At 72.3% G+C, this 26,304-nt stretch carries 25 protein-coding genes; 18 read left to right on the forward strand and 7 right to left on the reverse strand.

Translation table 11 applies throughout. The features are described 5' to 3' along the window. Window positions 1-181: 181 nt before the first annotated feature. The 6 genes from ACIQ8J_RS23520 to ACIQ8J_RS23545 all read left to right on the forward strand — a co-directional run bounded on the left by ACIQ8J_RS23520 (window position 182) and on the right by ACIQ8J_RS23545 (window position 6,490). A complete protein-coding gene (locus ACIQ8J_RS23520; RefSeq protein ID WP_403266316.1) occupies window positions 182-505 on the forward strand; it encodes an integration host factor in 324 nt (107 codons plus the stop codon). Between the two features lie 38 nt (window positions 506-543). Further along, window positions 544-1,137, forward strand: a complete 594-nt coding sequence (gene gmk, locus ACIQ8J_RS23525) for a guanylate kinase (RefSeq protein WP_403266319.1) — start codon at window positions 544-546, stop codon at window positions 1,135-1,137. A gap of 70 nt (window positions 1,138-1,207) precedes the next feature. Continuing rightward, entirely contained in the window at window positions 1,208-1,480 is a 273-nt protein-coding gene (gene rpoZ, locus ACIQ8J_RS23530; protein WP_017242218.1) for a DNA-directed RNA polymerase subunit omega, read from the forward strand. A gap of 113 nt (window positions 1,481-1,593) precedes the next feature. Next, on the forward strand, window positions 1,594-2,826 hold the full coding sequence (gene coaBC / locus ACIQ8J_RS23535) for a bifunctional phosphopantothenoylcysteine decarboxylase/phosphopantothenate--cysteine ligase CoaBC (protein ID WP_403266322.1): 1,233 nt from the start codon (window positions 1,594-1,596) through the stop codon (window positions 2,824-2,826). A gap of 210 nt (window positions 2,827-3,036) precedes the next feature. Then, window positions 3,037-4,245: a methionine adenosyltransferase gene (metK, locus tag ACIQ8J_RS23540; RefSeq protein ID WP_403266324.1), complete on the forward strand. Its 1,209-nt coding sequence runs from the start codon at window positions 3,037-3,039 to the stop codon at window positions 4,243-4,245. A 112-nt stretch (window positions 4,246-4,357) separates the two neighbouring features. Further along, entirely contained in the window at window positions 4,358-6,490 is a 2,133-nt protein-coding gene (locus tag ACIQ8J_RS23545) for a primosomal protein N' (protein ID WP_403607938.1), read from the forward strand. 72 nt (window positions 6,491-6,562) lie between these two features. Here the strand turns inward: ACIQ8J_RS23545 and ACIQ8J_RS23550 are convergent, their stop codons facing one another. Continuing rightward, a complete protein-coding gene (locus ACIQ8J_RS23550) occupies window positions 6,563-7,102 on the reverse strand; it encodes a hypothetical protein (RefSeq protein WP_403266328.1) in 540 nt (179 codons plus the stop codon). On the opposite strand from ACIQ8J_RS23550, the gene ACIQ8J_RS23555 reads away from it, so the two are divergent. The 5 genes from ACIQ8J_RS23555 to ACIQ8J_RS23575 all read left to right on the forward strand — a co-directional run bounded on the left by ACIQ8J_RS23555 (window position 7,101) and on the right by ACIQ8J_RS23575 (window position 11,961). Next, entirely contained in the window at window positions 7,101-7,277 is a 177-nt protein-coding gene (locus ACIQ8J_RS23555) for a hypothetical protein (protein ID WP_403266331.1), read from the forward strand. The genes ACIQ8J_RS23550 and ACIQ8J_RS23555 overlap by 2 nt on opposite strands. A gap of 172 nt (window positions 7,278-7,449) precedes the next feature. Next, entirely contained in the window at window positions 7,450-8,394 is a 945-nt protein-coding gene (gene fmt, locus ACIQ8J_RS23560) for a methionyl-tRNA formyltransferase (RefSeq protein WP_403266334.1), read from the forward strand. Window positions 8,395-8,432: 38 nt separating this feature from the next. Beyond that, window positions 8,433-9,890 carry an RsmB/NOP family class I SAM-dependent RNA methyltransferase gene (locus tag ACIQ8J_RS23565; protein WP_403266336.1) on the forward strand — a complete coding sequence of 486 codons (1,458 nt, stop codon included), beginning with the start codon at window positions 8,433-8,435 and terminating at the stop codon, window positions 9,888-9,890. Window positions 9,891-10,135: 245 nt separating this feature from the next. Beyond that, the gene (rpe, locus tag ACIQ8J_RS23570; RefSeq protein ID WP_403266338.1) at window positions 10,136-10,819 is read left to right on the forward strand and encodes a ribulose-phosphate 3-epimerase; all 684 of its coding nucleotides are present in this window, start codon (window positions 10,136-10,138) and stop codon (window positions 10,817-10,819) included. 92 nt (window positions 10,820-10,911) lie between these two features. After that, entirely contained in the window at window positions 10,912-11,961 is a 1,050-nt protein-coding gene (locus ACIQ8J_RS23575; protein ID WP_403266341.1) for a sugar-binding transcriptional regulator, read from the forward strand. A 28-nt stretch (window positions 11,962-11,989) separates the two neighbouring features. On the opposite strand, the gene ACIQ8J_RS23580 is transcribed toward ACIQ8J_RS23575, so the two are convergent. From ACIQ8J_RS23580 to ACIQ8J_RS23590, 3 genes are read right to left on the reverse strand one after another with little or no spacing between them, the layout of a single operon-like run. Then, window positions 11,990-13,072 (reverse strand): amidohydrolase family protein, encoded by a 1,083-nt coding sequence (locus tag ACIQ8J_RS23580; RefSeq protein ID WP_403266343.1) that lies wholly within the window; start codon window positions 13,070-13,072, stop codon window positions 11,990-11,992. Continuing rightward, window positions 13,073-14,422: a glutamine synthetase family protein gene (locus ACIQ8J_RS23585; protein ID WP_403266346.1), complete on the reverse strand. Its 1,350-nt coding sequence runs from the start codon at window positions 14,420-14,422 to the stop codon at window positions 13,073-13,075. A 4-nt stretch (window positions 14,423-14,426) separates the two neighbouring features. Next, a complete protein-coding gene (locus tag ACIQ8J_RS23590; RefSeq protein ID WP_403266348.1) occupies window positions 14,427-16,010 on the reverse strand; it encodes an ATP-dependent DNA ligase in 1,584 nt (527 codons plus the stop codon). A 71-nt stretch (window positions 16,011-16,081) separates the two neighbouring features. On the opposite strand from ACIQ8J_RS23590, the gene ACIQ8J_RS23595 reads away from it, so the two are divergent. The 3 genes from ACIQ8J_RS23595 (at window position 16,082) to ACIQ8J_RS23605 (ending at window position 18,443) form a co-directional block, all read left to right on the forward strand. After that, window positions 16,082-16,528: a ribonuclease domain-containing protein gene (locus ACIQ8J_RS23595; RefSeq protein WP_403266351.1), complete on the forward strand. Its 447-nt coding sequence runs from the start codon at window positions 16,082-16,084 to the stop codon at window positions 16,526-16,528. Beyond that, the gene (locus tag ACIQ8J_RS23600) at window positions 16,525-16,872 is read left to right on the forward strand and encodes a barstar family protein (RefSeq protein ID WP_403266353.1); all 348 of its coding nucleotides are present in this window, start codon (window positions 16,525-16,527) and stop codon (window positions 16,870-16,872) included. The genes ACIQ8J_RS23595 and ACIQ8J_RS23600 overlap by 4 nt, the downstream gene beginning before the upstream one ends. Before the next feature lie 89 nt (window positions 16,873-16,961). Next, window positions 16,962-18,443 carry a GuaB1 family IMP dehydrogenase-related protein gene (locus ACIQ8J_RS23605; RefSeq protein ID WP_403266356.1) on the forward strand — a complete coding sequence of 494 codons (1,482 nt, stop codon included), beginning with the start codon at window positions 16,962-16,964 and terminating at the stop codon, window positions 18,441-18,443. Window positions 18,444-18,502: 59 nt separating this feature from the next. On the opposite strand, the gene ACIQ8J_RS23610 is transcribed toward ACIQ8J_RS23605, so the two are convergent. Next, the gene (locus ACIQ8J_RS23610; protein WP_403266358.1) at window positions 18,503-19,567 is read right to left on the reverse strand and encodes a GDSL-type esterase/lipase family protein; all 1,065 of its coding nucleotides are present in this window, start codon (window positions 19,565-19,567) and stop codon (window positions 18,503-18,505) included. 336 nt (window positions 19,568-19,903) lie between these two features. Between ACIQ8J_RS23610 and ACIQ8J_RS23615 the strand changes: the two genes are divergently transcribed. Both ACIQ8J_RS23615 and ACIQ8J_RS23620 read left to right on the forward strand, forming a co-directional pair. Continuing rightward, window positions 19,904-21,373: an amino acid permease gene (locus ACIQ8J_RS23615; protein ID WP_403266361.1), complete on the forward strand. Its 1,470-nt coding sequence runs from the start codon at window positions 19,904-19,906 to the stop codon at window positions 21,371-21,373. A gap of 10 nt (window positions 21,374-21,383) precedes the next feature. After that, a complete protein-coding gene (locus tag ACIQ8J_RS23620; protein WP_053724485.1) occupies window positions 21,384-21,839 on the forward strand; it encodes an Lrp/AsnC family transcriptional regulator in 456 nt (151 codons plus the stop codon). 6 nt (window positions 21,840-21,845) lie between these two features. Here ACIQ8J_RS23620 and ACIQ8J_RS23625 read toward each other — a convergent pair whose 3' ends face one another. After that, the gene (locus ACIQ8J_RS23625) at window positions 21,846-22,427 is read right to left on the reverse strand and encodes a hypothetical protein (RefSeq protein ID WP_403266365.1); all 582 of its coding nucleotides are present in this window, start codon (window positions 22,425-22,427) and stop codon (window positions 21,846-21,848) included. Between the two features lie 305 nt (window positions 22,428-22,732). Between ACIQ8J_RS23625 and ACIQ8J_RS23630 the strand changes: the two genes are divergently transcribed. Beyond that, a complete protein-coding gene (locus ACIQ8J_RS23630; protein ID WP_403266367.1) occupies window positions 22,733-23,530 on the forward strand; it encodes a carbon-nitrogen hydrolase family protein in 798 nt (265 codons plus the stop codon). A gap of 47 nt (window positions 23,531-23,577) precedes the next feature. Continuing rightward, window positions 23,578-25,269 (forward strand): flavin monoamine oxidase family protein, encoded by a 1,692-nt coding sequence (locus tag ACIQ8J_RS23635; RefSeq protein ID WP_403266370.1) that lies wholly within the window; start codon window positions 23,578-23,580, stop codon window positions 25,267-25,269. 100 nt (window positions 25,270-25,369) lie between these two features. Here the strand turns inward: ACIQ8J_RS23635 and ACIQ8J_RS23640 are convergent, their stop codons facing one another. Beyond that, on the reverse strand, window positions 25,370-26,299 hold the full coding sequence (locus tag ACIQ8J_RS23640) for an LLM class F420-dependent oxidoreductase (RefSeq protein ID WP_403266373.1): 930 nt from the start codon (window positions 26,297-26,299) through the stop codon (window positions 25,370-25,372). Window positions 26,300-26,304: the final 5 nt, after the last annotated feature.

Genomic DNA, 26,304 nt, shown 5'->3' on the forward strand with positions numbered 1-26,304 from the left:
CTGAGGCTGACCAGGACTTTTCGTCTGTTCTCGCTGACTGGAGCGGCCTTGGCCGCTAGTCTCCGACGAGAGCAGACGAGCACGTGCGCGAGTGCGTTGTTCGTTGCTCGCCCTGGTGTGGGGCGACTAGGTTCCTCACCGGTCCCGTATCCGACAGTTCGACATCCGAGGTGACGTAGGCGTGGCTCTTCCGCCCCTTACCCCTGAACAGCGCGCAGCCGCGCTCGAAAAGGCCGCCGCGGCTCGCCGGGAGCGGGCCGAGGTCAAGAATCGACTCAAGCACTCCGGCGCCTCCCTCCACGAGGTCATCAAGCAGGGCCAGGAGAACGACGTCATCGGGAAGATGAAGGTCTCCGCCCTCCTTGAGTCCCTGCCCGGCGTGGGCAAGGTCCGCGCCAAGCAGATCATGGAGCGGCTCGGGATCTCCGAGAGCCGCCGCGTGCGGGGGCTCGGCTCCAACCAGATCGCGTCCCTTGAGCGCGAGTTCGGCGGCTCCCAGGCCTGACGTCTCGGGCATACCCGAGAAGCTGGAATAATCGCCGCATGGCAGCAACACTCCGGGGGACCACCCCCGTACCCCCGGACGCACGTCCGCGGCTGACCGTGCTCTCCGGCCCCTCCGGGGTCGGCAAGAGCACGGTCGTCGCCCATATGCGCAAGGTTCACCCCGAGGTCTGGCTCTCGGTGTCGGCCACCACCCGCAAGCCGCGTCCCGGCGAGCGGCACGGTGTGCAGTACTTCTTCGTGGACGACGAGGAGTTCGACAAGCTCGTCGCCAACGGCGAACTGCTCGAATGGGCCGAGTTCGCGGGCAACCGCTACGGCACCCCGCGCAAGGCCGTCCTGGAGCGTCTCGAAGCGGGCGAGCCCGTCCTGCTGGAGATCGACCTCCAGGGCGCCCGGCTCGTACGAGAGTCGATGCCCGAGGCCCAGCTCGTCTTCCTCGCACCGCCGAGCTGGGACGAACTGGTCCGCCGGCTCACCGGCCGCGGCACCGAGGCGCCCGAGGTCATCGAGCGCCGCCTGGCCGCCGCGAAGGTCGAACTGGCCGCCGAGGCCGAGTTCGATACGACGCTGGTCAACACCTCGGTCGAGGACGTGGCGCGTGAGCTGCTAGCCTTGGTGCGAGTTGTTTGATCGAGTCGTGTGACGTTATTCGGCTCACATCGGTCAACTCGCATCTTCGATCCCCATCGGAAGGCAGAGAGTGTCCTCTTCCATGACCGCGCCCGAGGGCATCATCAACCCTCCGATTGATGAGCTCCTCGAAGCAACCGACTCGAAGTACAGCCTGGTGATCTACGCGGCCAAGCGTGCCCGCCAGATCAACGCGTACTACTCGCAGCTCGGTGAGGGCCTGCTTGAGTACGTCGGCCCGCTGGTGGACACCCACGTCCACGAGAAGCCGCTCTCGATCGCGCTGCGCGAGATCAACGCGGGTCTGCTGACCTCCGAGGCCATCGAGGGCCCCGCCCAGTAGGCACCAGACGTTCCACCACAGGCCCGGCAGCGCGACTGCCGGGCCTGTGGTGTGTCATGGGTACGTACACGCAGACCGAAGGTCGCAGGGCGCGGGGAGAGGCGAATTTTCCGATGGGCAAGCCGAAGGTCGTTCTGGGGGTCAGCGGTGGCATCGCCGCCTACAAGGCGTGCGAGCTGCTGCGGCGGCTGACCGAATCGGGCCATGACGTCCGGGTGGTGCCGACGGAGTCGGCGCTGCACTTCGTGGGCGCGGCCACCTGGTCGGCGCTCTCCGGCCACCCCGTCTCGACCGAGGTCTGGTCGGACGTCCACGAGGTCCCGCACGTGCGGATCGGGCAGAACGCCGACCTGGTGATCGTGGCTCCGGCCACCGCCGACATGCTGGCCAAGGCCGCCCATGGCCTCGCCGACGACCTGCTCACCAACACCCTGCTCACCGCGCGCTGTCCGGTCGTCTTCGCGCCCGCGATGCACACCGAGATGTGGGAGCACCCCGCGACCCAGGAGAACGTGGCGACGCTGCGCCGCCGCGGCGCCGTCGTCATCGAGCCCGCCGTCGGCCGCCTCACCGGCGTCGACACCGGCAAGGGGCGGCTGCCCGACCCCGACGAGCTCTTCGAGGTGTGCCGCCGGGTGCTCGCGCGGGGGAGTGCCGAGCGGGATCTGGCCGGGCGGCATGTCGTGATCAGCGCGGGCGGCACGCGCGAGCCGCTCGACCCGGTGCGCTATCTCGGCAACCGCTCCTCCGGCAAGCAGGGGTACGCGCTGGCCCGCACCGCCGTCGCCAGGGGGGCCAGGGTCACCCTGATCGAGGCCAACACCGGCCTTGTGGACCCGGCGGGCGCGGACGTGGTCCGCGTCGGCACCGCGGTACAGCTGCGCGAAGCCGTCCTGAAGGCGGCCGCGGACGCCGACGCCGTGGTCATGGCCGCCGCCGTCGCCGACTTCCGCCCCGAGTCGTACGCCGCCGGGAAGATCAAGAAGAAGGACGGCCAGGAGCCGGCGCCGCTCGCCCTGGTCCGCAATCCGGACATCCTCGCCGAGATCTCGGCCGACCGGGCCCGGCCCGAGCAACTGGTCGTCGGATTCGCCGCCGAGACCGACGACGTGCTCGCCAACGGCCGCCTCAAGCTCCTACGCAAGGGGTGTGACCTGCTCGTGGTCAATGAGGTCGGGGAGCGCAAGACGTTCGGTTCCGAGGAGAACGAGGCGGTCGTCCTCGGGGCCGACGGCTCGGAGACCCCGGTGCCGTACGGTCCCAAGGAGGCCCTCGCGGACATCGTGTGGGACCTCGTGGGCCAGCGTTTCGGACAAACCGGCACCCCGTCCGGCGCCCGGTCGTAATGCGGTCGGACCGTGTGACTCGGGCGACATCCCGGGCCTCTACGGCGTGTCGATACGACCACTTCCGGAGATCTCCGGACTCCACGGATCGAGACACGTGGTCCAACGAGCAGAACCGACCGATAAACTGGTCTCGGAACGCAGCCGGGCGCAGCTCCCGGCGCGACCTACCATGATCAGCCAGCAGCCGCTGCAACCCCAGGGAGCGTTGTGTCCCGTCGTCTCTTCACCTCGGAGTCCGTGACCGAGGGTCACCCCGACAAGATCGCTGACCAGATCAGCGACACGATCCTCGACGCGCTCCTGCGCGAGGACCCGACCTCCCGCGTCGCCGTGGAGACCCTCATCACCACGGGCCTCGTGCACGTGGCCGGCGAGGTCACCACCAAGGCCTACGCGCCCATCGCGCAGCTCGTCCGCGACAAGATCCTCGAAATCGGCTACGACTCGTCGAAGAAGGGCTTCGACGGCGCCTCCTGCGGCGTCTCGGTGTCCATCGGAGCGCAGTCCCCGGACATCGCGCAGGGCGTCGACACCGCGTACGAGAAGCGGGTCGAAGGCGATGAGGACGAGCTGGACAAGCAGGGCGCCGGCGACCAGGGCCTGATGTTCGGGTACGCCACCGACGAGACCCCCGAGCTGATGCCGCTGCCGATCCACATCGCGCACCGGCTCTCGCGCCGCCTCACCGAGGTCCGCAAGAACGGCACCATTCCTTACCTGCGCCCCGACGGCAAGACCCAGGTCACCATCGAGTACGACGGCGACAAGGCCGTCCGCCTCGACACGGTCGTCGTCTCCACGCAGCACGCGAGCGACATCGACCTGGAGTCGCTGCTCGCCCCCGACATCCGCGAGTTCGTGGTCGAGCACGTCATCAAGCAGCTCGTCGACGACGGCATCAAGCTGGACACGGACGGCTACCGCCTCCTGGTGAACCCGACCGGCCGCTTCGAGATCGGCGGCCCGATGGGCGACGCCGGCCTCACCGGCCGCAAGATCATCATCGACACGTACGGCGGCATGGCCCGCCACGGCGGCGGCGCGTTCTCGGGCAAGGACCCGTCGAAGGTGGACCGCTCGGCCGCGTACGCGATGCGCTGGGTCGCCAAGAACGTGGTGGCCGCGGGCCTCGCCGCGCGCTGCGAGGTCCAGGTCGCGTACGCGATCGGCAAGGCCGAGCCGGTCGGCCTGTTCGTGGAGACCTTCGGCACCAACACGGTCGACAACGAGAAGATCGAGACCGCGATCACCGAGGTCTTCGACCTCCGCCCGGCCGCGATCATCCGCGACCTCGACCTGCTGCGCCCGATCTACGCGCAGACCGCCGCCTACGGCCACTTCGGCCGCGAGCTCCCCGACTTCACCTGGGAGCGCACGGACCGCGTGGACGCCCTGCGCAGGGCCGCGGGCCTGTAACCGAAAACAGCACGCCACGAGGGCCCCGGACCGCGATTCGGTCCGGGGCCCTCGTGTGCCCAGGACTGTCCGCCCGGCGCCGTTGTCAGTCGGGTCTGGTAGGAATTTGGCTGTGAGCAGCGAGAACGAACGGCCGGGTGGGGTGCCGGAGCAGCTTGCGCTCATTCGGGAGAGTGTGCGCAGGGCCAAGGTGCCCAAGGCCAAGCCGCGGACCTGGCGGGGGGCGGCGCTGGCCAAGGAACTGCCGGTCGCGCGGGTCGTGGTGAACAAGGGGGTGCTGCATCTTGATCAGTACTTCGACTACGCCGTGCCCGAGGAGCTGGACGCCGACGCGCAGCCCGGCGTGCGGGTGCGGGTGCGCTTCGGGGCCGGGTCGCGCAACGTGCGGGAGGGGCGCCGGGAGGGCGGCGGGCTGATCGACGGGTTCCTCGTCGAGCGGCGGGCCGATTCGGACTACTCCGGTCCGCTGGCCGCGCTCGCCGGCGTCGTCTCACCGGAGCGGGTGCTCAGCGCGGAGATGCTGTCCCTGGCCCGCGCCGTCGCGGACCGGTACGCGGGCAGCCTCGCCGATGTGCTCCAGCTCGCCGTCCCGCCCAGGAACGCCAGGGCCGAGGCCAAGCCCTCGCCCGCGCCGCCCGCGCCACCGGCCGAGCCGGATGCCGGGACCTGGGAGAGATATCAGCAAGGGCCCGCGTTCCTAAGGGCGTTGGGCAGCGGCGGAGCACCCCGGGCGGTATGGACCGCGCTGCCCGGACCGCACTGGGCCGAGGAGATCGCGCGGGCGGTCGCGGCGACGCTCGCCTCCGGGCGGGGCGCCCTCGTCGTCGTACCGGACGGGCGCAGCGCGGGCCGGGTGGACGCGGCGCTGGCCTCGCTCCTCGGCGAGGGCCGGCATGCGCTGCTCACCGCGGAGCTGGGCCCGGAGCGGCGCTACCGGCAGTGGCTCGCGGTGCGGCGCGGCGCGGTGCGGGCGGTGGTCGGCACCCGCGCGGCGATGTTCGCACCAGTGAAGGACCTCGGGCTCGTCGTGGTGTGGGAGGACGGGGACTCCAGCCACAGCGACGACAACGCGCCGTTCCCGCATGTGCGGGAGGTGCTCGAACTGCGTGCGACGCACGACAAGTGCGCCTTCCTGCTTGGCAGTACGAGCTGCACGGTCGAGGCCGCCCAGCTCGTGCAGAGCGGCTGGGCCGCGCCGCTGGTCGCCGACCGGACGGTGGCGCGGGCCGCCGCGCCGCTCGTACGCACCGTCGGGGACGGGGAGTTGGCGCGCGACGAGGCGGCGCGGGCGGCCCGGCTTCCGAGCCTGGCCTGGCAGGCCGTCCGCGAGGGGCTCAAGAGCGGCCCCGTCCTCGTGCAGGTCCCCAGACGGGGCTACGCGCCGCGGCTCGCCTGCGCCCGCTGCCGTACGCCTGCCCGGTGCGGACACTGTGCGGGCCCGCTGGAGGCACCGGACGAGCGCGAGCTGCGCTGCGCCTGGTGCGGGACGGCGGAGAACGAGTGGCACTGCGCGGAGTGCGGGTCGAACCGGCTGCGGGCCCAGGTGGTCGGCGCCCGCCGGACGGCCGAGGAGCTCGGGCGGGCGTTCCCCGCGGTGCCCGTGCGGACCTCGGGGCGCGACCACGTCCTGGACAGCGTGCCCGGACAGCCCGCGCTCGTCGTCTCCACCCCCGGCGCCGAGCCCGTCGCCGAGGGCGGCTACGCGGCGGCGCTGCTCCTCGACGGCTGGGCGATGCTCACCCGGCCCGACCTGAGGGCCGGCGAGGAGGCGCTGCGGCGCTGGATCGGCGCCGCCTCGCTGGTGCGCGGGCAGGACGAGGGCGGAACCGTGGTCGTCGTCGCCGAGCCGACGCTGCGGCCCGTGCAGGCCCTGGTCCGCTGGGACCCGGTCGGGCACGCCCTGCGCGAACTGGCCGAGCGGGCCGAGCTCGGCTTCCCCCCGGTCTCCCGGATGGCCGAGGTCATCGGAGGCCCCGAGGCGGTCGAGGCCTTCCTGCGATCGGCCCAACTGCCGCCCGACGCCCAGGTGTTGGGGCCGGTTCCGCTGCCCGTCGCCGACCCTCGCCGGGCCCGCAGGCCCGGCGATCCACCGGTCGGGCAGCAGTGGGAGCGGGCCCTGGTGCGGGTGCCGCCGGGCAGCGGGGCCGCGCTGGCCGCCGCGCTCAAGGCCGCCCAGGCCGGGCGGCTGGCCCGCGGCGGCGGCGACCCGGTGCGGATCAGGATCGACCCGCCCGACATCGGCTGAGGCCCGGGACATGGGTGTGCCCCCGCGGAACGTCCGGACGCGAGGGCACGAAAGGCGGCGGCGTGCGCGTGGTCAGCCGTTGCGGGGGCCGGGGAAGGCGCTGGTGCGGACCTCCTCGCGCAGGGACTGGCTGCTCGCCGTCGGCTGCGGCGGCATCGAACGGGCGGCGGGCACCGCGGGCATGGGCGGCAGCGGCGGCAGTGTGCGGGTCACCGCGGTCTCGGCCGGACGCTCGGCGTCGGCCTGGCCCGCACTCTGGGCGCCGGCCCGGCGGGATCCGTAACGGCGGTGCACCGCCTGCTTGGTGACGCCGAGCGCCGAGCCCACCGCGTCCCAGGAGAAGCCGAGGGAGCGGTCGAAGTCCACGGCCGCGGTGACCAGCGTCTCGACGCTGTCCCGCAGTTCCTGGGCGAGCCGTACGGTCGGGGCCGGGGCGCGCCCGTACACGACGAAGCCCGTGGAGGGGCCGGAGCGGCGCGGGCGGTAGACGTTGCCCAACTGCGCGGTGAGGGTGCGCAGTGCGTCCACCTGCCGGCGGACCCGCTCGATGTCCCGCACCAACAGGTGCAGGCTGGCCCGCGCTTGGGCGTCGTGGGTTGCGTGGTCGGCCATGAACAAGCCTCTCGAACCGGCGATGAAAGGGATGGTGAAGACGGTGTTGTTGCTGGGTGGTGCTGGTACTGCGTTGACGTCGGGACTGCGTGGTGCTGGTACTGCGTTGACGGTCGTGCGGGTGCTGAAAAGGCGCGGGCCGCACAAGCGGCCCGGTTCGGTCAATCTCTCTTGACCAACGCGCTACCCGCTGTTGTGGTCACGCTCCGGGGGCGTACGGGCATATGCACAGGGCGCACAAGTGCCCGTACGCCCCTTCCGTGCGGCACCCGGCACCTGCGCGTACGCCCGCCTCCCACGGGCCCATAGACTGGGACGCCGCTCTCGACAAAGCGAGGTAACCCCCAGTGAAGCTCGTCTTCGCAGGCACCCCCGAGGTCGCCGTACCCGCCCTGGACGCCCTGATCGCCTCCGGGCGGCACGAGGTCGCCGCGGTGATCACCCGGCCCGACGCACCCGCCGGACGCGGCCGCCGCCTGGTGGCCAGCCCCGTCGCCGAGCGCGCCGAGGAGGCCGGCATCGAGGTGCTCAAGCCCGTGAAGCCGCGCGACGAGCAGTTCCTGGCCCGGCTGCGCGAGATCGCGCCGGACTGCTGCCCGGTCGTCGCGTACGGGGCCCTGCTGCCCAAGGTCGCCCTCGACATCCCGGCGCACGGCTGGGTCAACCTGCACTTCTCGCTGCTGCCCGCCTGGCGCGGGGCCGCGCCCGTGCAGCACGCGGTCATGGCGGGCGACGAAATCACCGGCGCCGCCACCTTCCTGATCGAGCAGGGGCTCGACTCGGGTCCTGTCTACGGCACGGTCACCGAGGAGGTCAGGCCCACGGACACCAGCGGCGACCTGCTCACCCGGCTCGCGTTCGCGGGCGCCGGGCTGCTCGCCGCGACCATGGACGGCATCGAGGACGGCTCCCTGAAGGCCGTTCCGCAGCCCGCCGAGGGGATCTCGCTCGCCCCGAAGATCACTGTCGAGAACGCGCTGATCGACTGGTCGGCCCCCGCGCTGCGGGTCGACCGGGTGGTGCGCGGCTGCACGCCCGCGCCCGGCGCCTGGAGTGTCTTCCGCGGCGAGCGCCTCAAGCTCATCCAGGCCGCGCTCGTCGCCGACCGCGCCGACCTCGCGCCCGGCGAGCTCTCCGTCGCCAAGAACAACGTGTACGTCGGCACCGGCTCGCACGCCGTGGAACTGCTCTGGGTCCAGCCCCAGGGCAAGAAGCCGATGCGCGGCGCGGACTGGGCGCGCGGGGTCCGGATCGCCCCGGGTGAGCGGCTCGGGGCGGCGGACGTACGCTGAGAGGGTTCGCCCCATCTGATCCGCGGAGCACCTTTCACGTGAACGATTCGCCACCTCGCAGCCCGAACAACAACCCGGGCAAGGGCGGCAAGCCCTACCGCCGCCCCAAGAAGGACCCGGTCCGCATCCTGGCCTTCGAGGCGCTGCGGGCGGTCGACGAGCGCGACGCCTACGCCAACCTCGTCCTGCCCCCGCTGCTGCGCAAGGCGCGCGACGGCGGCAACTTCGACGCCCGGGACGCGGCGCTCGCCACCGAGCTCGTCTACGGGACGCTGCGCCGTCAGGGCACGTACGACGCGATCATCGCGGCCTGCATCGACCGGCCGCTGCGCGAGGTCGACCCGCCGGTGCTCGACGTGCTCGCGCTGGGCGCGCACCAGCTGCTCGGGACGCGGATCCCCACGCACGCCGCGGTCTCGGCGAGCGTCGAGCTGGCCCGGGTGGTGCTCGGTGACGGGCGCGCCAAGTTCGTCAACGCCGTCCTGCGGAAGATCTCGGCGGACGACCTCGACGGCTGGCTGGAGAAGGTGGCGCCCTCCTACGAGGAGGACGCCGAGGACCACCTCGCCGTCGTCCACTCGCATCCGCGCTGGGTCGTCTCCGCGCTCTGGGACGCCCTCGGCGGCGGCCGGGCCGGCATCGAGGACCTCCTGGAGGCCGACAACGAGCGCCCGGAGGTGACCCTGGTCGCCCGCCCCGGGCGCTCCACCACCGACGAACTCCTCGAAGCGCTGGGCGAGGACGGCGGCCTGCCCGGCCGCTGGTCGCCGTACGCCGTGCGGATGGCCGAGGGCGGCGAACCCGGAGCGCTCGACGCCGTACGGGACGGCCGGGCGGGCGTTCAGGACGAGGGCAGCCAGCTGGTCGCCACCGCTCTGGCGAACGCGCCCATCGAGGGCCGCGACGAGCGCTGGCTCGACGGCTGCGCGGGCCCCGGCGGCAAGGCCGCGCTGCTCGCCGCGCTCGCCGCCGGGCGCGGCGCCGCGCTGCTCGCCTCCGAGAAGCAGCCGCACCGGGCCCGCCTGGTCGAGCGCGCGCTGGCCGGCAATCCGGGCCCGTACCAGGTCATCGCGGCCGACGGCACGCGCCCGCCGTGGCTGCCGGGGTCCTTCGACCGCGTGCTGGTCGACGTGCCCTGCTCCGGACTCGGCGCGCTGCGCCGTCGCCCGGAGGCCCGCTGGCGCCGCCGCCCGGAGGACCTGGAGGGCTTCGCCCCGCTCCAGCGGTCGCTGCTGCGCGAGGCGCTGTCGGCGGTGCGGGTCGGCGGAGTCGTCGGGTACGCGACGTGTTCACCGCACCTGGCCGAGACGCGGATCGTGGTCGAGGACGTCCTGAAGGGCCGCGGCGGAGCCCAGCCGGTCGAGGCCGACTGGATCGACGTGCGCCCCCTGATGCCGTCGGTCGCGGGCCTGGGCGAGGGCCCCGACGTCCAGCTGTGGCCCCATCTGCACGGCACGGACGCGATGTATCTCGCGCTGCTGAGGCGCACGGCCTGAGTCCCTCGGTGGGGAGCGGGGCGCCCAGGCGGGCGCCCCGGTCCGCACCCAACACCGGGGCGCCGAGCGGGAGTTGGGGACGGCGCCGGTCCCGGGCGCTCCTCCTCGGCGCCGGTCGCGATCGCGAACTCGGCCTGCCGCCCGCACGGTGAATCCGGGCTCGGCAGCTGTCCGCGCGCGGATGCCGGACGGGTTCGCCCGGCACCGTGGCAGGCAAGTTGCCCAGGGCATGGCAGGCTTGGGGCATGGCTCAGATCAACCCCAGCATCCTCTCCGCGGACTTCGCCAGGCTGGCCGACGAGGCCCAGGCCGTCAAAGGCGCCGACTGGCTGCACGTCGATGTGATGGACAACCACTTCGTGCCGAACCTCACGCTCGGCGTACCGGTCGTGGAATCCCTCAGCAGGGCGACGGACACGCCGCTGGACTGCCATCTGATGGTCGAGGACCCGGACCGCTGGGCCCCGCAGTACGTGGAGGCGGGGGCCGGATCGGTCACCTTCCACGTGGAGGCGGCGGCGGCCCCGGTACGGCTGGCCCGGGAGATCCGGGCCAAGGGCGCCCGCGCGTCGATGGCCCTGAAGCCCGCCACGCCGATCGAGCCGTACGAGGACCTGCTCCCCGAGCTCGACATGCTGCTGATCATGACGGTGGAGCCGGGCTTCGGCGGCCAGTCCTTCCTCGACATCATGCTGCCGAAGATCCGCCGGACCCGGGAGCTGATCAGCAAACACGGACTTGAACTCTGGCTGCAGGTCGACGGCGGCGTCTCGGCCTCCACGATCGAGCGGTGCGCCGAGGCGGGCGCCGATGTGTTCGTGGCCGGTTCGGCCGTGTACGGGGCGCACGACCCGGCCGAGGCGGTGCGCACACTGCGCTCCATGGCCGAACTGGCGACGGCGGGAGCACCCTGGGCATGCGCACACTGAGCCACGGCTCGGTGAACGGGAGCCTGCGGGGCTGATCAAGGACCGTTGGATCTGACAGGATGAACAGCGAGTCCGGTGTGTGAACAGCAGTTGTGAACAGCAGTGAGGAGATCGCGGTGTCTGCAATGTCGGCGGGTCGGTCAGCCCTGCGGATGGGACCCGCGGAGCTGGTGCAGGCGGCGGCCATGGCCCGCCGCTTCTACCTGGAGGGGAAGTCCAAGATCCAGATCGCCGAGGAGTTCGGCGTGAGCCGCTTCAAGGTGGCCCGGGTCCTGGAGACCGCTCTGGAACGTGATCTCGTACGGATCGAGATCCGCGTCCCCGCCGAACTGGACGCGGAGCGCTCCGACGCGCTGCGGGCCCGGTACGGACTGCGGCACGCGGTGGTCGTCGAGTCCCCGGCCGAGGGCGAGGAGACCTCGCCCGACCCGGAGAACCTCGGCGAGGTCGCCGCCGACCTGCTCGGCGAGCTCGTCAGCGAGGGCGATGTGCTCGGCCTCGCCTGGGGCCGCTCCACCATCCACATGGCCGCCGCCCTCGACCGGCTGCCGCCCTGCACCGTCGTCCAGCTGACCGGCGTCTACGACGCGGGCACCGCCGAGCGCGGCTCCGTCGAGGCCGTCCGCCGGGCCGCCCAGGTCTCCGGCGGCGAGGCCCACCCCATCTACGCCCCGATGCTGCTGCCCGACCCGGCCACGGCCGCCGCGCTGCGCAACCAGACCGGGATCGCCCGCGCCTTCGAGTACTTCGACAAGGTGACCGTCGCCGCGGTGTCCATCGGCTCCTGGGAGCCCGGCATCTCCACCGTCCACGACATGCTGACCGACGAGGAGCGGGCGCACTACGCCTCGCTCGGGGTCGCCGCCGAGATGTCCGCCCACCTCTTCGACGCGCAGGGGCGCCGGGTCGGGCGCGACCTGGGCGAGCGCTGCATCACCGTCGAGGCGGACCGGCTGCGCCGGATCCCGGAGGTCGTGGCGATCGCGGGCGGCCAGCGCAAGGCGGCCGCCATCGACGCGGTGCTGCGGTCCGGGCTCGTGACGAGCCTGGTCACGGACACGGCCGCGGCGGACTTCCTCCTGAACGAGACGGGCCCCCAGCCCCGGCCCGCGCTCGACCGCGCGGACCCGGACGGAGTCTGAGACCCCCGGGGGCCCTGGGGACGCGGGGTCAGTACACACGCTCCGCGTTCCCCGCCGACACCAGCCCCGCCACCCGCTGCGCGTCCCGCGCCGACCAACTCCCCGACGCCGTCCACCCGTTGAGGAGCCTGTCCAGGGCGTCCTGGAAGAGGCGGGCACCCACCACGTACAGCTCGGCGAGGCCGTACGCGTCCGTCGAGAAGAGCAGCTTGCCGAACGGGGTCAGTTCGAGGAACTCGGCGAGCACCGCCTCGGAGCGTGCCCCCGTGTACGAGAGCGAGAGGCCCATATCGGCGTACACATGCGGATACACCTGCGCCAGATAGCCCGCGCCGCGGTGGTACGGGTAACCGTGCAGCAGAACCAGACGGCAGCCCGTCGGACGCACGGCCCGGATGAAATCGGTGAGCAGCAGCGGATCGCAGTGGTGCAGCCGCAGGTCGGGGTCGCCGAACCCGGTGTGGAACTGGAGAGGCAGCCCCGTCGTCGCCGCCGACCACAGCAGATGGCGCAGCAGCACGGGTGCCGCGAGCCGGCCCGCCCCGGCCGCCAGCCAGCCGGCGGTGGCCGCGCGGAGCTCGGCGGGGCCCGGCGGCTCGGGGGCGAGATCCAGGCCGTGACGGTATCCGGCGACCGTCTTGAAGCCCGCCGCCGTGCGGGCTGCGGCGCCCACGGCATCGGCGAGGGCCGCCACGAACTCGTCCGGATCCTTCACCCCCGAGGCGGTGCGCTCCGCGAGGTGTTCCAGGCGGACGATCTCGCGCGCCGTTCCCCCGCTCAGCTCGGCGAGCTCCGCCGGGCTCGTCAGATCGCCCGGCAGCCCGGTGTCCACCAGGAACGTGGTGATGCCACTGGCGCTCAGGAGCAGCCGGTTGGCCTCCCGGGCGCCCAGTTCGCGGCGGCGGGCGAGGTACCGCTCCGGCGGGCAGTGCGGTTCCAGGCCGAGCAGCGGCGGGCACCAGCGGCGCACCGCGAAGCCGAGCTGGGTGTCGAAGAAGCTGGTGCCGGGCGCGGCCGGGGCGTCCGACTCGGTCAGGAACGACGCGAAGTCCGCGTCGTCGGGATCCGAGCGCAGCACGCCGTGACAGTGGTGGTCCACCAGCGGCGGCACTCAGTACCTCCCGCGGGTGGCCTCGGCGATCTCCCGCGGCGTACGGCCGTCGAAGAGCTTCGTCTCGGCCTGGCGCACCGCGGTGATCGCCTCGAAGAGCGGATCACCGAGCGCCTCGCGCAGCACCGCCGATTCGGTGAAGTGGCCGAGCGCCTCCGGCAGCGAGGCGGGCAGCCGCCGCTGGCCGTGGGAGTGGACGGGATCGCCCGACACCGGGTCGGGCAGGCGCAGGCCCGCGTCGAGTCCGGCGAGCCCGGCGGCGATCACCGCGCCGGTCACGAGGTAGGGATTGGCGGCCGGGTCGAAGCACTTGACCTCGGCGTTCGCGGCGTCCTCGGCGCCGGGCGGCCCGGCGATGAAGCGCAGCGCCGCCTCCCGGTTCTCCAGGCCCCAGCACTGGAAGGCACCGGCCCAGCGCGACGGCGCGAGGCGGAGGTAGCTCGCGGGGGAGGGGGCGCCGATGGCGAGCAGCGCGGGCAGCGCGTCCAGGACCCCGGCGAGGAAGGCCTCGCTGGCCGCGCTCATCCCGAAGGGCCCCTCGCCGCCCCGGCACAGATTGCGGCCGTCCCGCCAGAGGCTGAGGTGGAGATGGCCGCCGTTGCCCACGCCGTCGGGATCGACCACCGGCCCGAACCAGGCGGTGAGGCCGTGCTGGAGCGACACCGCCCGGATCGTCTCGCGGACCAGCACCGCGAGGTCCGCCGCGCCCACCGGGTCGGCCGGGGCGACCGAGACCTCGAACTGGCCGGGCGTGTACTCCGGGTGGATCTGGAGCACCTCGACGCCCTGCGCCCCGAGGGCGCCGAGCACATCGGCGACGTACTGCGAGCGCTCGACCACCCGCGCCATCCCGTACGCGGGGCCCGCCAGCGGCGGGTCCACGATCCACTCGGTCTCGAAGCCCATCCGCAGCTCGATGCCGCGCCCGGCGGCGCGCTCCGCCATCCGGCGGGCGAACTGCCGCTGGCAGGCGGTGTACGGCTGCCCCGACTGTTCGAAGCGGTCGGCCGGCGCCCACGCCCACCCGGGCTGGGCGGCGAGCACGGTGAGCCGGTCCAGGTCGGGGACGAGCCGCAGATCGCCGTCGGGGCCGCCGATGTGCGGGCTGCTGGTGACCGAGTCGTCCACCAGGTACACGTCGAAGACCGGCGACATGCCCACGCCATGGGCCGCGACGTGCGGCAGCCGGGCGGTCGGCACCACCTTGACGCGGGTGAGGCCCGCCACATCCACCCAGGTCAGCGCGACCGCCCGGACCCCTTCGGCGGTCAGCTGGGCGGCCTCGATCCTGGCCGCCCCCGCCCGCTGCTGCGCCTGCTCCTGCCGTCCCGTGCTGTGACCCTGCTCCACCGGTTCAGTCCCTTCCGTCGCGATGGGGGTCCCCCCTGTCCGCGCGAAGCCGAGAACCTGGGGGACCGACCACCGTCGCGACCGTGTCCGCATCCGAGGCCCTCTTGTCCTCGCGATAGCGCACTACCCGCGCGAAGCGCAGTGTCACCCCTTCCGGGTAGCGCGATGATCTCTGTACGCCGTCGAAGGCCACCTCGACGACGAGTTCCGGCCGCACCCGCACCCCCCAGGGCTCCTCGGCGACCGCCAACTCCCGCAGCCGTTCGGTCTGCCAGGCCAGCACGGCGTCCGTCAGGCCCTTGAACGTCTTGCCGAGCATGGCGAAGGTGCCGTCGGGGCGGCGCGCCCCCAGGTGCAGATTGGAGAGCGTGCCGGTGCGCCGGCCGTGCCCCCACTCGGCCGCGAGGACCACCAGGTCCAGCGTGCGTACGGGTTTGACCTTCAGCCAGGAGGCACCGCGCCGCCCCGCCGCGTACGTCGAGTCCAGCGCCTTGAGGACCACCCCCTCGTGCCCGCGCTCCAGGGTGGCGGCGTTGAACTCCTCGGCCGCGCGCCGGAGTTCGGGATCGGCCGGATCCTCCACCACCACGCGCCGGACCCGCCGGGGCTCGGGCGCGATGCGGGCGAGCTCCGCATGACGCTCCCGTACGGGCAGATCGAGCAGGTCCCGGCCGTCCATCGACAAGAGGTCGAAGAAGACGGGGAGGAGCGGCAGCCGGTCCCGGGCGCCCGCGACGTCGAGCCGGGAGCCGACGCGCGAGGCGATGTCCTGGAACGAGCGGGGCCGCCCGGCCGCGTCCAGCGCGATCACCTCCCCGTCGAGCACCGCCCGCTCGGCCATCAACTCCCTTGCCGCGGCCACCACTTCGGGCAGCCGGTCGGTGATGTCGTCCAGGGTGCGGGTGAAGACCCGTACCGCGTCCCCGTCCTTGTGGACCTGGGCGCGGATGCCGTCGAGCTTCTCCTCGACCGCGCACGGGCCGAGCCGGTCGAGCGCCTCGGCCACGTCCTTCGCGCTCTGCGCGAGCATCGGCAGTACGGGGCGGCCCACGTCCAGACGGAACGCGGCGAGGGCCGCCGGGCCCTGGGCGAGCAGCGCGCGGGCGACCGTGCCGAGCGAGCCGCCCAGCATCACCGCCCGCCGCACCTCGTCCGCGGGCGCCCCGGCCGCCGCCGCGAGACCCTCCGCGGCCGCCGCGTCCAGCGCGCCCTGCCGCACCTCGCCGGTGATCAGCGCGAAGAGGAAGGCCTGCTCCTGCTCGGTGGCCGCCGCCATCAGCTCCCCGGCGAGGCGTCGGCGCTCGCTCTGCGCGCCCTTTCCGGCCAGTGCCGAGATCCGGTCCAGGGCCGCGTCCACCTCCCGGACCGTCAGCCGGGGCGAATCCGCGGGCGGCGGGCGGTCCTTGAGGGTGTTCCAGCCGAGCCCGGTGCGCCGCTGCGGCAGCCGCCCCGCGAGGTACGTCACCACCAGCGGCGCCTCGTCGGGTTCGGTGGCCCCGAAGAGCCGGGCGAGCAGCGCGGACTTCTCCGAGCGCGACGCGGTGGCGGCGATCTCGGCCGAGGTCCTGGCCACGTCGGCGAGCAGCATGGATCCATCGTTGCCCGAAAACATTCACCGACGCATTCGCTCGGGCCGCCGTTCGATGGCAGCATCGGGGCATGATCAACAGGTTTGCCCGGGTCGCCCTCGCCTCCGTGCTGGCGTGCCTCGCCGTGCTGCTCGTCGGCTGCGGCGGCAAGGACAGCGCGAAACCGGCGGGTACCAAGCCCTCCACGACCGCCTCCGCGCCCGCTTCCGCACCCGCCTCCACGCCCGCCTGGGCCAAGGGCAGGGCCACCGTCCCGGCCGCCCAGCTGCCGCCCGAGGCGCAGCGGACCCTCCAGCTCATCGACAAGGGCGGCCCGTTCCCGTACAGCAAGGACGGCGTGGTGTTCGGCAACTTCGAGAAGGCCCTGCCGCAGGAGAAGCGCGGCTACTACCACGAGTACACCGTCGACACCCCCAACTCCCGTGACCGCGGCGCCCGCCGCCTCGTCACCGGCCAGGGTGGCGAGACCTACTACACCGACGACCACTACAAGACGTTCAAGGCGGTGCTGCGATGACGGCCGACCCGTTCGGCGGGCTGCTCGCCGGTGCCCGCGCCGAGGGCTGGGCCACCCAGGTGCTCGACCTCGCCGGGGTCACCGGCAAGGCCGCCCTCATGGACCGCTTCGTCCGCGCCCTGAACCTGCCGGACTGGTTCGGCCGCAACTGGGACGCGCTCGCCGACTCGCTCGGCGACCTCCCGGCCCGCCCCGGCGACGGGCGCGGTCTGCTCCTGGTCGTCACCGGCTGGCAGGGGTACGCCGAGACGCGGCCCGAGGAGTGGGCGATCGCCCGCGAGGTCATGGACGCCGCCACCGGCCCCGAGCTGTGCGTTCTGCTCGCGCTCGGAGGATCGCACTAGGGCCGGGGTTCCGGTCCTGGACGTTCGGCCGGGGCGGCGCAATCGTACGAACATGGGACAATGAACTACGTGCTTTTCCCCTGGCTGAAATGCCTGGGGCCACCTCGATCGACTGGGATGTTCAGCACGTGCGTTTCCTCAACGACATCAAGCCGCCGTACGACCTGACGTACGACGATGTGTTCATGGTGCCGAGCCGCTCCGCGGTGGGCTCCCGCCAGGGCGTCGACCTCGCCTCCCCCGACGGCACGGGCACCACCATCCCGCTCGTCGTCGCCAACATGACCGCGATCGCCGGCCGCCGCATGGCCGAGACCGTGGCCCGTCGCGGCGGCATCGTCGTGATTCCCCAGGACATCCCGATCGAGGTCGTCACCGACGTCATCACCTGGGTCAAGACCCGCCACCACGTCCTCGACACCCCGATCGTGCTCGCCCCGACGCAGACGGTCGCCGACGCGCTGGCCCTGCTGCCGAAGCGGGCGCACAACGCCGGTGTGGTCGTCGACGCCGACCAGAAGCCGGTCGGTGTCGTCACCGACGCCGACCTGACGGGCGTGGACCGCTTCACCCAGCTGTCCGAGGTCATGTCCAAGGACCTGCTCCTGCTCGACGCGGACATCGACCCGCGCGAGGCCTTCAACAAGCTGGACGGCGCCAACCGCCGCTACGCCCCCGCCGTGGACCGGGACGGCCGCCTGGCCGGCATCCTGACCCGCAAGGGCGCCCTGCGCGCGACGCTCTACACCCCGGCCACCGACGCCAACGGCAAGCTGCGCATCGCCGCCGCCGTCGGCATCAACGGCGACGTGGCCGGCAAGGCCAAGCAGCTCCTGGACGCCGGCGCGGACACGATCGTCGTGGACACCGCGCACGGCCACCAGGAGTCGATGATCGCCGCGATCAAGGCCGTCCGCGGCCTCGACCCGCAGGTCCCGATCGTCGCGGGCAACATCGTCGCCGCCGAGGGCGTGCGCGACCTCATCGAGGCCGGCGCGGACATCATCAAGGTCGGTGTGGGCCCCGGCGCCATGTGCACCACCCGCATGATGACCGGCGTCGGCCGCCCGCAGTTCTCCGCTGTCCTGGAGTGCGCCGCCGAGGCCAAGAAGTTCGGCAAGCACGTCTGGGCCGACGGTGGCGTTCGCCACCCGCGCGACGTGGCCATGGCGCTCGCCGCCGGTGCCTCCAACGTCATGATCGGCTCCTGGTTCGCGGGCACCTACGAGTCCCCGGGCGACCTCCACACGTCCGCCGAAGGCCACCTCTACAAGGAGTCCTTCGGCATGGCCTCGGCCCGCGCCGTCAGGAACCGCACCAGCGACGAGTCCGCCTACGACCGCGCCCGCAAGGCGCTGTTCGAGGAGGGCATCTCCACCTCGCGCATGTTCCTCGACCCGGCCCGTCCGGGCGTCGAGGACCTGATCGACTCGATCATCGCGGGCGTCCGCTCCTCGTGCACCTACGCCGGTGCCTCCTCGCTCGCCGAGTTCGAGGAGAAGGCCGTCGTCGGCATCCAGTCCGCCGCCGGTTACGCCGAGGGCAAGCCGCTGCACGCCAGCTGGAGCTAGTACGCACCGTTCGGCGGCCCCCGTGAATCTCCTTGATTCCGGGGGCCGTTGACGTACCGTCAGAGAATTCCGCGGAGGGCCGTCGTCACCGCGGCCGCGATCCTGGCGTGCCCCGAGTCGTCGGGGTGCAGGCCGTCCGCGAGGTCGTCGGGGCCGAGCAGATCCCGGCCGGGCAGCACGTGCAGCCGCCGGTCGCCGCACCCGATGAGGTCCCGGCCCGCCGCCTCCATGGCCCTGCGCAACTCGGCGAGCGTGGCCCCCAGCTGGTTCGGGGACGACTCGGCTTCCGGGCGCAGCACGGGGGAGAGCAGCAGGATCGGAAGGTCCGGATGCCCCAGGCGTACGAGCCGCAGGAACGCCAGCGTCGTCTCGTACAGCAAGTTGGCCGAAAACGGCGTCCGCGACCAGCAGTTGGTGCCGAAGGCGAGCGTGATGACATCGGCCGGCAGCCTCGCGAGCTGTTCGGCGGTGGGGAGTTCGGCGCGGGCCGCGCCCGCGTAGCCGAGGTTCACCGTGTCCAGGCCGAGTGCGCGGCCCGCTACGGCCGGCCAGGCGTGCGCGGGCCGGGTCGACCACCAGCCCTCGGTGATGGAGTCGCCGTGCACCACCCAGCGGGGCCCGCGCGGGGCCGGGGCGATGGCGCCCCCGACCGCGCGCACCGCGACGATCCTCGGGCACTGCGACTCGGGCGGATGCACGGTGAACGGCCCCTTGGAGCGCGGCAGTTGGAGGCGTACGCGCCCTTCCTCCAGCGGCACCGCGGCCGTCTCGGCGAGGCACCGGTCGCCCTGCCAGAGCGCGAAGGTGTGCGCGAGCGCGTGCAGCGCGTCGGCGGGCTCCGGCACCCGGGCGCGGTAGCGGATCTCGACGGCCGAGGCGCCCCGCGCGGTGAACTCGATCCGCATCCCGATGGGCAGCGCGGCCCGCTCCCAGGTGTCCCACGGCAGCCGCATCGCGTCCTTGGGGTCAGCGCGCACCGCCCGCCCCTCGGCGTCCAGCCACGCCACCCCGCGCAGAAAGGGGGCGGGATCCAGCCAGTGCGAACCGGCGGCTCCGCGCCCCTCGGGAACGGCCCGAGGGCCCTGCCCGGCCGCCCGCATCCCGCCCCGCACATCCCGCTCCATGGGGCCGGACCCTGCAACGGGCCGGGCCAGGTGTCAATGGCGCCCGGTGGACGACCGGGAACGGGCGCGACGCACGGATCGAACGTTGATGTGCAACAAACACCCATCCGTCGCCCTTGTGCGCAATGATCAACCGGCGATGCGCAAGGTTGCTGCATTACGACTGGGAAGCAGAAACCCATAAGGTTCTCGCCGTACGTGGAGTGGCGGGGACCGCCTGCTCGGCGGAACCGGCCACGGGAAGGCTCCATGCTGCCCGGAACATCCCTGTATGCGGGATGGTCGGACCGCCGCGGTCACCCACCGCCCGATCGGCAGCGATAAGGAGCCACCTCAGTGTTGGATCACGGCGCAGCGCCACCTTCGACCGACGCCCCCGCCGCCGGGCCCTCGCGCCCCGGCCGCGGTCTCATGCGGCGCAAGCCGGTGGAAGCGCTGGTCGAGGAGGGCGGCCAGGGCGAGGGCGGCTCCCTGAAGCGCTCGCTCGGCATGTGGCAGCTGACCATGATCAGCATCGGTGCGACGCTCGGCACCGGTATTTTCGTGGTGCTCGGCGAGGCCGTCCCCAAGGCCGGACCCGCCGTCACGATCTCCTTCGTGCTCGCCGGCCTCACGGCGCTCTTCTCCGCCCTGTCCTACGCCGAACTGGCGGGCTCGATCCCGGTCGCGGGCTCTTCGTATTCGTACGCTTACGCAACGCTTGGCGAACTCATCGCCTGGGTCTGCGGCTGGTGCCTGATCCTGGAGTACGGCGTCTCGGTCGCCGCGGTGGCCGTCGGCTGGGGCCAGTACCTCAATGAGTTCCTGGACGGCACGATCGGCGTCACCATCCCGGACGCGCTGTCCGCGCCGCCCGGCGACGGCGGGATATTCAACCTGCCCGCGCTGATCGTCGTCGTACTCGCGATGGGGCTGCTGCTCGGCGGCGCCCGTGAGTCCGCCCGCGCCAACACGATCATGGTCGGCGTGAAGATCGCCGCCCTGATCCTGTTCTGCGTGATCGGCTTCATGGGCTTCAAGTCGGGGAACTACTCGAACTTCATGCCGCTCGGCACGGCCGGAGTCAGCGGGGCCGCCTCGACCCTGTTCTTCTCCTACATCGGCTTCGACGCGGCCTCCACGGCCGGCGAGGAGGCGAAGAACCCCAAGAAGGACCTGCCCCGCGCGATCATGCTCTCGCTGGTCATCGTGACCGCGCTGTACGTCCTGGTCGCGTTCGTCGCCGTCGGCGCCCGCCCCTGGAAGCAGTTCCAGGGCTCGGAAGCGGCCCTCGCCGGCATCATGAAGGACGTCACCGGGCACTCCTTCTGGGCCACGCTGCTCGCCGCCTGCGCCGTGATCGCCATCGCCAGCGTCGTCCTGACCGTGCTCTACGGCCAGACGCGCATCCTCTTCGCGATGTCCCGCGACGGTCTGGTCCCCAAGGTGTTCGCCAAGGTCAGCCCGCGCAGCGGAACGCCCGTCGCCAACACCGTGGTCGTGTCGCTGTTCTGCGGCGTGCTGGCCGCCGCGGTGCCGCTCGGCAACCTCGCCGACGCCACCAGCATCGGCACGCTGTTCGCCTTCGCGCTGGTCAACGTCGCGGTCGTGGTACTGCGCCGCACCCGCCCGGACATGCCGCGCACCTTCCGGGTGCCGCTCGGCTGGACCATCCCGGTGTTCGGCTTCCTGAGCTGCGCCTACCTGATGTGGCACCTCTCCCTGATCACCTGGGAGTACTTCGGAGGCTGGATGGTCGCCGGTCTCGTGATCTACTTCGGATACGGCTACCGCCGTTCCAGGCTGGCCACCGCCTCACAGAAGTGATCCACCCGCAGTGCGACTCAATGACCTCGACGAACGCATCGTCCACGCGCTCGCTGAAGACGCCCGCCGCTCCTACGCCGACATCGGCTCGCTGATCGGTCTGTCCGCGCCCGCCGTCAAGCGGCGCGTCGACCGGCTGCGGGCCGAGGGGGCCATCACCGGGTTCACCGTCCGCGTGGACCCGGCGGCCCTCGGCTGGGAGACCGAGGGGTTCATCGAGATCTACTGCCGTCGCAACACCTCGCCCGACGCCATCAAGCGTGGCCTGGAGCGCTACCCCGAGGTCGCGTCCGCCTCCACCGTCACCGGTGAGGCGGACGCGATCGTCCAGGTCTTCGCCTCCGACATGCGGCACTTCGAGCGGGTCCTGGAGCGGATCGCGGGCGAGCCGTACGTCGAGCGCACGAAGTCCGTGCTGGTCCTCTCCCCGCTGCTGCGCCGCTACACCTCGGGGTCGCCCGCCTGACCCGGCCTACTTGGGCTGCGGGTACACCGGCTGCCACGGCAGCACCTTGAAGTCGCCGCTCCCCTCCTTGACCTTCTCGAAGGGGGCCGAGCTCACGCACTTCGGCAGCTGCTGGGTCTCCGCGTCCTTGCCGACCCAGCTGTAGCCGAGCCGGTCGTGCTTGCCCAGGTCGTTCACGGTGACACCGACCCGCTTGCCCTTGAACGGGGTGTTCGAGTCGGTCACGATCCCGGTCACCACGGCGACCTTCCCGCCCGTGAGCAGGCAGTCCACCTTCGCCTTCGCCCAGCCCGACTGCCCGTTCGGGAAGACGTGCCGGAAGCTGAACGTGCCGTACGCCGCCTCCGGGTCCATGTTGTCCTTGGCCGCCAGATGCGCGTCGAAGCTGAACGTGATGTCGTCCCCGGCCGGCCGGTACAGCTTGGCGGTGCCGGTCAGCGCGGCCGCCTCCCGGGGCTTGCCGCCGTCGCCGCCGTTCCCGGCGCCCGACGCCGCTCCGGTGGCTCCGACGGCTGCGGCGGCGATCAGGAGGGCCGCGCCCACGGCCAGGACGCGGGTGCGGGCGGGGACGGAAGCGATGCGAGACATGGCAGGACCCTTCGTACGGTCACGAGGTGGCGTGCCCGGTCGTTCCGGGCAGCATCAGCCTTCCGTGCCCCGCGGCCGCGCACATCGCACCGTGGGCCGGGCCTGCTCCGCCGCACGGGGGAGGAGAGCCGGCCCGAAGTCGTAAGGGCCGCGTCAAGACGACGCAACAAATCGCCGCCGACCGGCCAGGACGCGCAATGAATCATGCGGATGCGCGCAACGGTGGCGCCTTGTCCGGGCCGAACGGCGGAACGTACCGTCTATCCGACCCCACAATGCACTTCCGCCCCTGCCGAGGACTGCCCATGCCGCCGTTGCGCACCGCCCTGCTCCAGAGCTCCGGCCGGCTCTCGGACGTCGCCGCGAACCTGACGGCGCTGGACGAAGCGGCCGGGCGGGCGGCCGCGACCGGCGCCGGGCTGCTCGTCTGCCCCGAACTGTTCCTCACCGGGTACGCCATCGGCGACAACGTGGCGAAGCTGGCCGAGGCCGCCGACGGCCCCTGTGCGCGGGCGATCGCCGACATCGCCGTACGGCACGGCCTGGCCGTCGCCTACGGCTACCCCGAGCGCGACGGCGAGACCGTCTACAACGCGGTCCAGCTCATCGGCCCCGACGGCGGCCGCCTCGCGAACTACCGCAAGACCCACCTCTTCGGCTGCTTCGAGCAGGAGGCGTTCACGCCGGGCGAGCAGCCGGTCGTCCAGGCCGAGCTGAACGGCCTCCGCATCGGCCTGATGATCTGCTACGACGTGGAGTTCCCGGAGAACGTGCGGGCGCACGCGCTGGCCGGCACCGACCTCCTCCTGGTGCCCACCGCGCAGATGCACCCCTTCCAGTTCGTCGCCGAGTCCGTCGTGCCGGTGCGCGCCTTCGAGAACCAGCTGTACATCGCGTACGTCAACCGGACCGGGCCGGAAGGCGAGTTCGAGTTCGTCGGGCTGAGCTGTCTGGCCGGTCCCGACGGCGCGGCGCGGGCCCGCGCGGGCCGGGGCACCGAACTGGTCGTGGGCGACGTCGACCCCGAGTTCCTGGCCGCCTCGCGCGCCGGCAACCCGTATCTGCGCGACCGCCGCCCCGGCCTCTACGCCTCCCTCGTCTGAGCCCCCAGCTCCCTCAACTTCCGTACTGTGCAAGGAGTCCGTACCCCATGACGTCCACGGTGCCCACCGCCGTCCAGCACATCGACGAGCAGCCGCCCGTCACGATGTTCGGGCCGGACTTCCCCTACGCGTACGACGACTTCCTCGCGCACCCGGCCGGGCTCGGCCAGATACCCGCGACCGAGCACGGCGCGGAGGTGGCGGTCATCGGTGGCGGCCTCTCCGGCATCGTCGCCGCGTACGAGCTGATGAAGATGGGCCTCAAGCCCGTCGTGTACGAGGCCGACCAGATCGGCGGCCGGCTGCGCACGGTCGGCTTCCCGGGCTGCGACCCCGAGCTGACCGCCGAGATGGGCGCGATGCGGTTCCCCCCGTGCTCCACCGCGCTCCAGCACTACATCGATCTGGTGGGCCTGGAGACCAAGCCGTTCCCCAACCCGCTCGCGCCCGACACCCCCTCGACCGTGGTCGACCTCAAGGGCGAGTCCCACTACGCCACTTCGGTGGATGAGCTGCCGGCCGTGTACCGCGAGGTCATGGACGCGTGGAACGCCTGCCTCGAAGAGGGCGCCGACTTCTCCGACATGAACCAGGCGATCCGCGAGCGGGACATCCCGCGCATCCGCGAGATCTGGGCCGAGCTGGTGGAGAAGCTCGACAACCAGACCTTCTACGGCTTCCTCTGCGAGTCGGAGGCCTTCAAGTCCTTCCGGCACCGCGAGATCTTCGGCCAGGTCGGCTTCGGCACCGGCGGCTGGGACACCGACTTCCCGAACTCCATCCTGGAGATCCTCCGCGTTGTCTACACCGAGGCCGACGACCACCACCGCGGCATAGTCGGCGGCTCCCAGCAGCTGCCGCAGCGCCTGTGGGAGCGCGAGCCGCAGAAGCTCGTGCACTGGACGCCGGGCACCTCGCTGAGCTCGCTGCACGACGGCGCCCCCAAGCCCGCAGTGACCCGGTTGCACCGCACCGCGGGCAACCGCATCACGGTGACCGACGCGGACGGCGACATCCGCACCTACCGTGCGGCGATCTTCACCGCGCAGTCCTGGATGCTGCTCTCCAAGATCGCCTGTGACGACTCGCTCTTCCCGATCGACCACTGGACGGCGATCGAGCGCACCCACTACATGGAGTCCTCCAAGCTCTTCGTCCCGGTCGACCGGCCGTTCTGGCTGGACAAGGATGAGGAGACGGGCCGTGACGTCATGTCGATGACGCTCACCGACCGCATGACGCGCGGGACCTACCTGCTCGACAACGGGCCGGACAAGCCCGCCGTCATCTGCCTCTCCTACACCTGGTGCGACGACAGCCTGAAGTGGCTGCCGCTCTCGGCGGGCGAGCGCATGGAGGTCATGCTCAAGTCGCTCGGCGAGATCTACCCGAAGGTCGACATCCGGGGCCACATCATCGGCAACCCGGTGACGGTCTCCTGGGAGAACGAGCCGTACTTCATGGGCGCGTTCAAGGCGAACCTGCCGGGCCACTACCGCTACCAGCGGCGGCTGTTCACCCACTTCATGCAGGACTCGCTGCCCGAGGACAAGCGGGGCATCTTCCTCGCGGGCGACGACATCTCGTGGACGGCGGGCTGGGCGGAGGGCGCGGTGCAGACCGCGCTGAACGCGGTGTGGGGGGTTATGCACCACTTCGGCGGTGCGACCGATGCGGCCAACCCGGGGCCGGGTGACCTGTACGAGGAGATCGCGCCCGTCGAGCTCCCCGAGGACTGAGAGCCCCCTCCGGCGGGCGGGGTTGCTGGGGGCGCCGCCCCTCCAGCAACCCCGCTCCTCAAGCGCCGGAGCGGTTTGGTTTTTGCCGACCGGGGCCCGGTTACAGGCCCGCCGCGCGGGCCAGGCCGTACACCTCCTCGGCCACGTCCTTCAGCTCCTCGGCGTCCCGCGTGGAGCCCTGGAGGTCTATCAGGAACTCGCCGACCCCTTCGACGGCGTGTGCGGCGAGGTCCTCCACGATCTGGGCCGCGCTGCCCGTGAACGGAGGCCGCTGAGCACCCTCGTACGGCTTCGCGGTGTACCGGGTGTTGACGCGGACGCAGACCTCGATGGGCCGGGTCCTGCCGCGCTCGGCGGCCAGGTCCCTGAGCCCGGTCCACGCCTCGGCGAGCTGGGCGGCGCCCTGGGCCACGGGCAGCCAGCCGTCCGCGCGGTCCACCAGGCGGCGGGCCGCGCGCGGGCCCATCGCCGGGAGGTAGACCGGGATGGGGCGGGCCGGCTTGGGGCCGACCTCGGACGGGGCGATGGTCGTCAACTCGCCCTGATACGCGACCGGATCGGGGCCCCACACCGCGGCGCACACGTCGAGGAGCTCGTCCAGGACCTTGCCCCGCTTCTCGAAGGGCGCCACCGACGCCGCCGCGAACTCGTCGTGCGACCAGCCCGTGCCGAACCCGGCGAGGACCCGGCCGCCGCTCGCCGCGTCCAGCGAGGCGAGCGAGCGGGCCAGCTGGAACGGCACGTGCAGCGGAGCGATCAGCACGCTGGAGCCGAGCCGGGCCCGCTCGGTCGCCGCGGCCGCCAGCGTCAGCGTGACCAGCGGGTCGGCGACCGAGCGGTAGACGTCGGGCCAGGGCAGGCCCGGAACGCCGTACAGACCCTGGGTGGCGGGCTCGGGGAACAGCACCCGCTCGAAGACCCACAGGCTCTCGAAACCCATGTCCTCGGCCGCCCGTGCCACCGCGGGCACATCGCGGCCGATGTCGTACTGCTTCATCTGCGGAAGGCCGAGTCCGAGCCGGATCGTCATGGTCA

This window comes from Streptomyces sp. NPDC094147, from assembly GCF_044764265.1.
Taxonomy (GTDB): domain Bacteria; phylum Actinomycetota; class Actinomycetes; order Streptomycetales; family Streptomycetaceae; genus Streptomyces.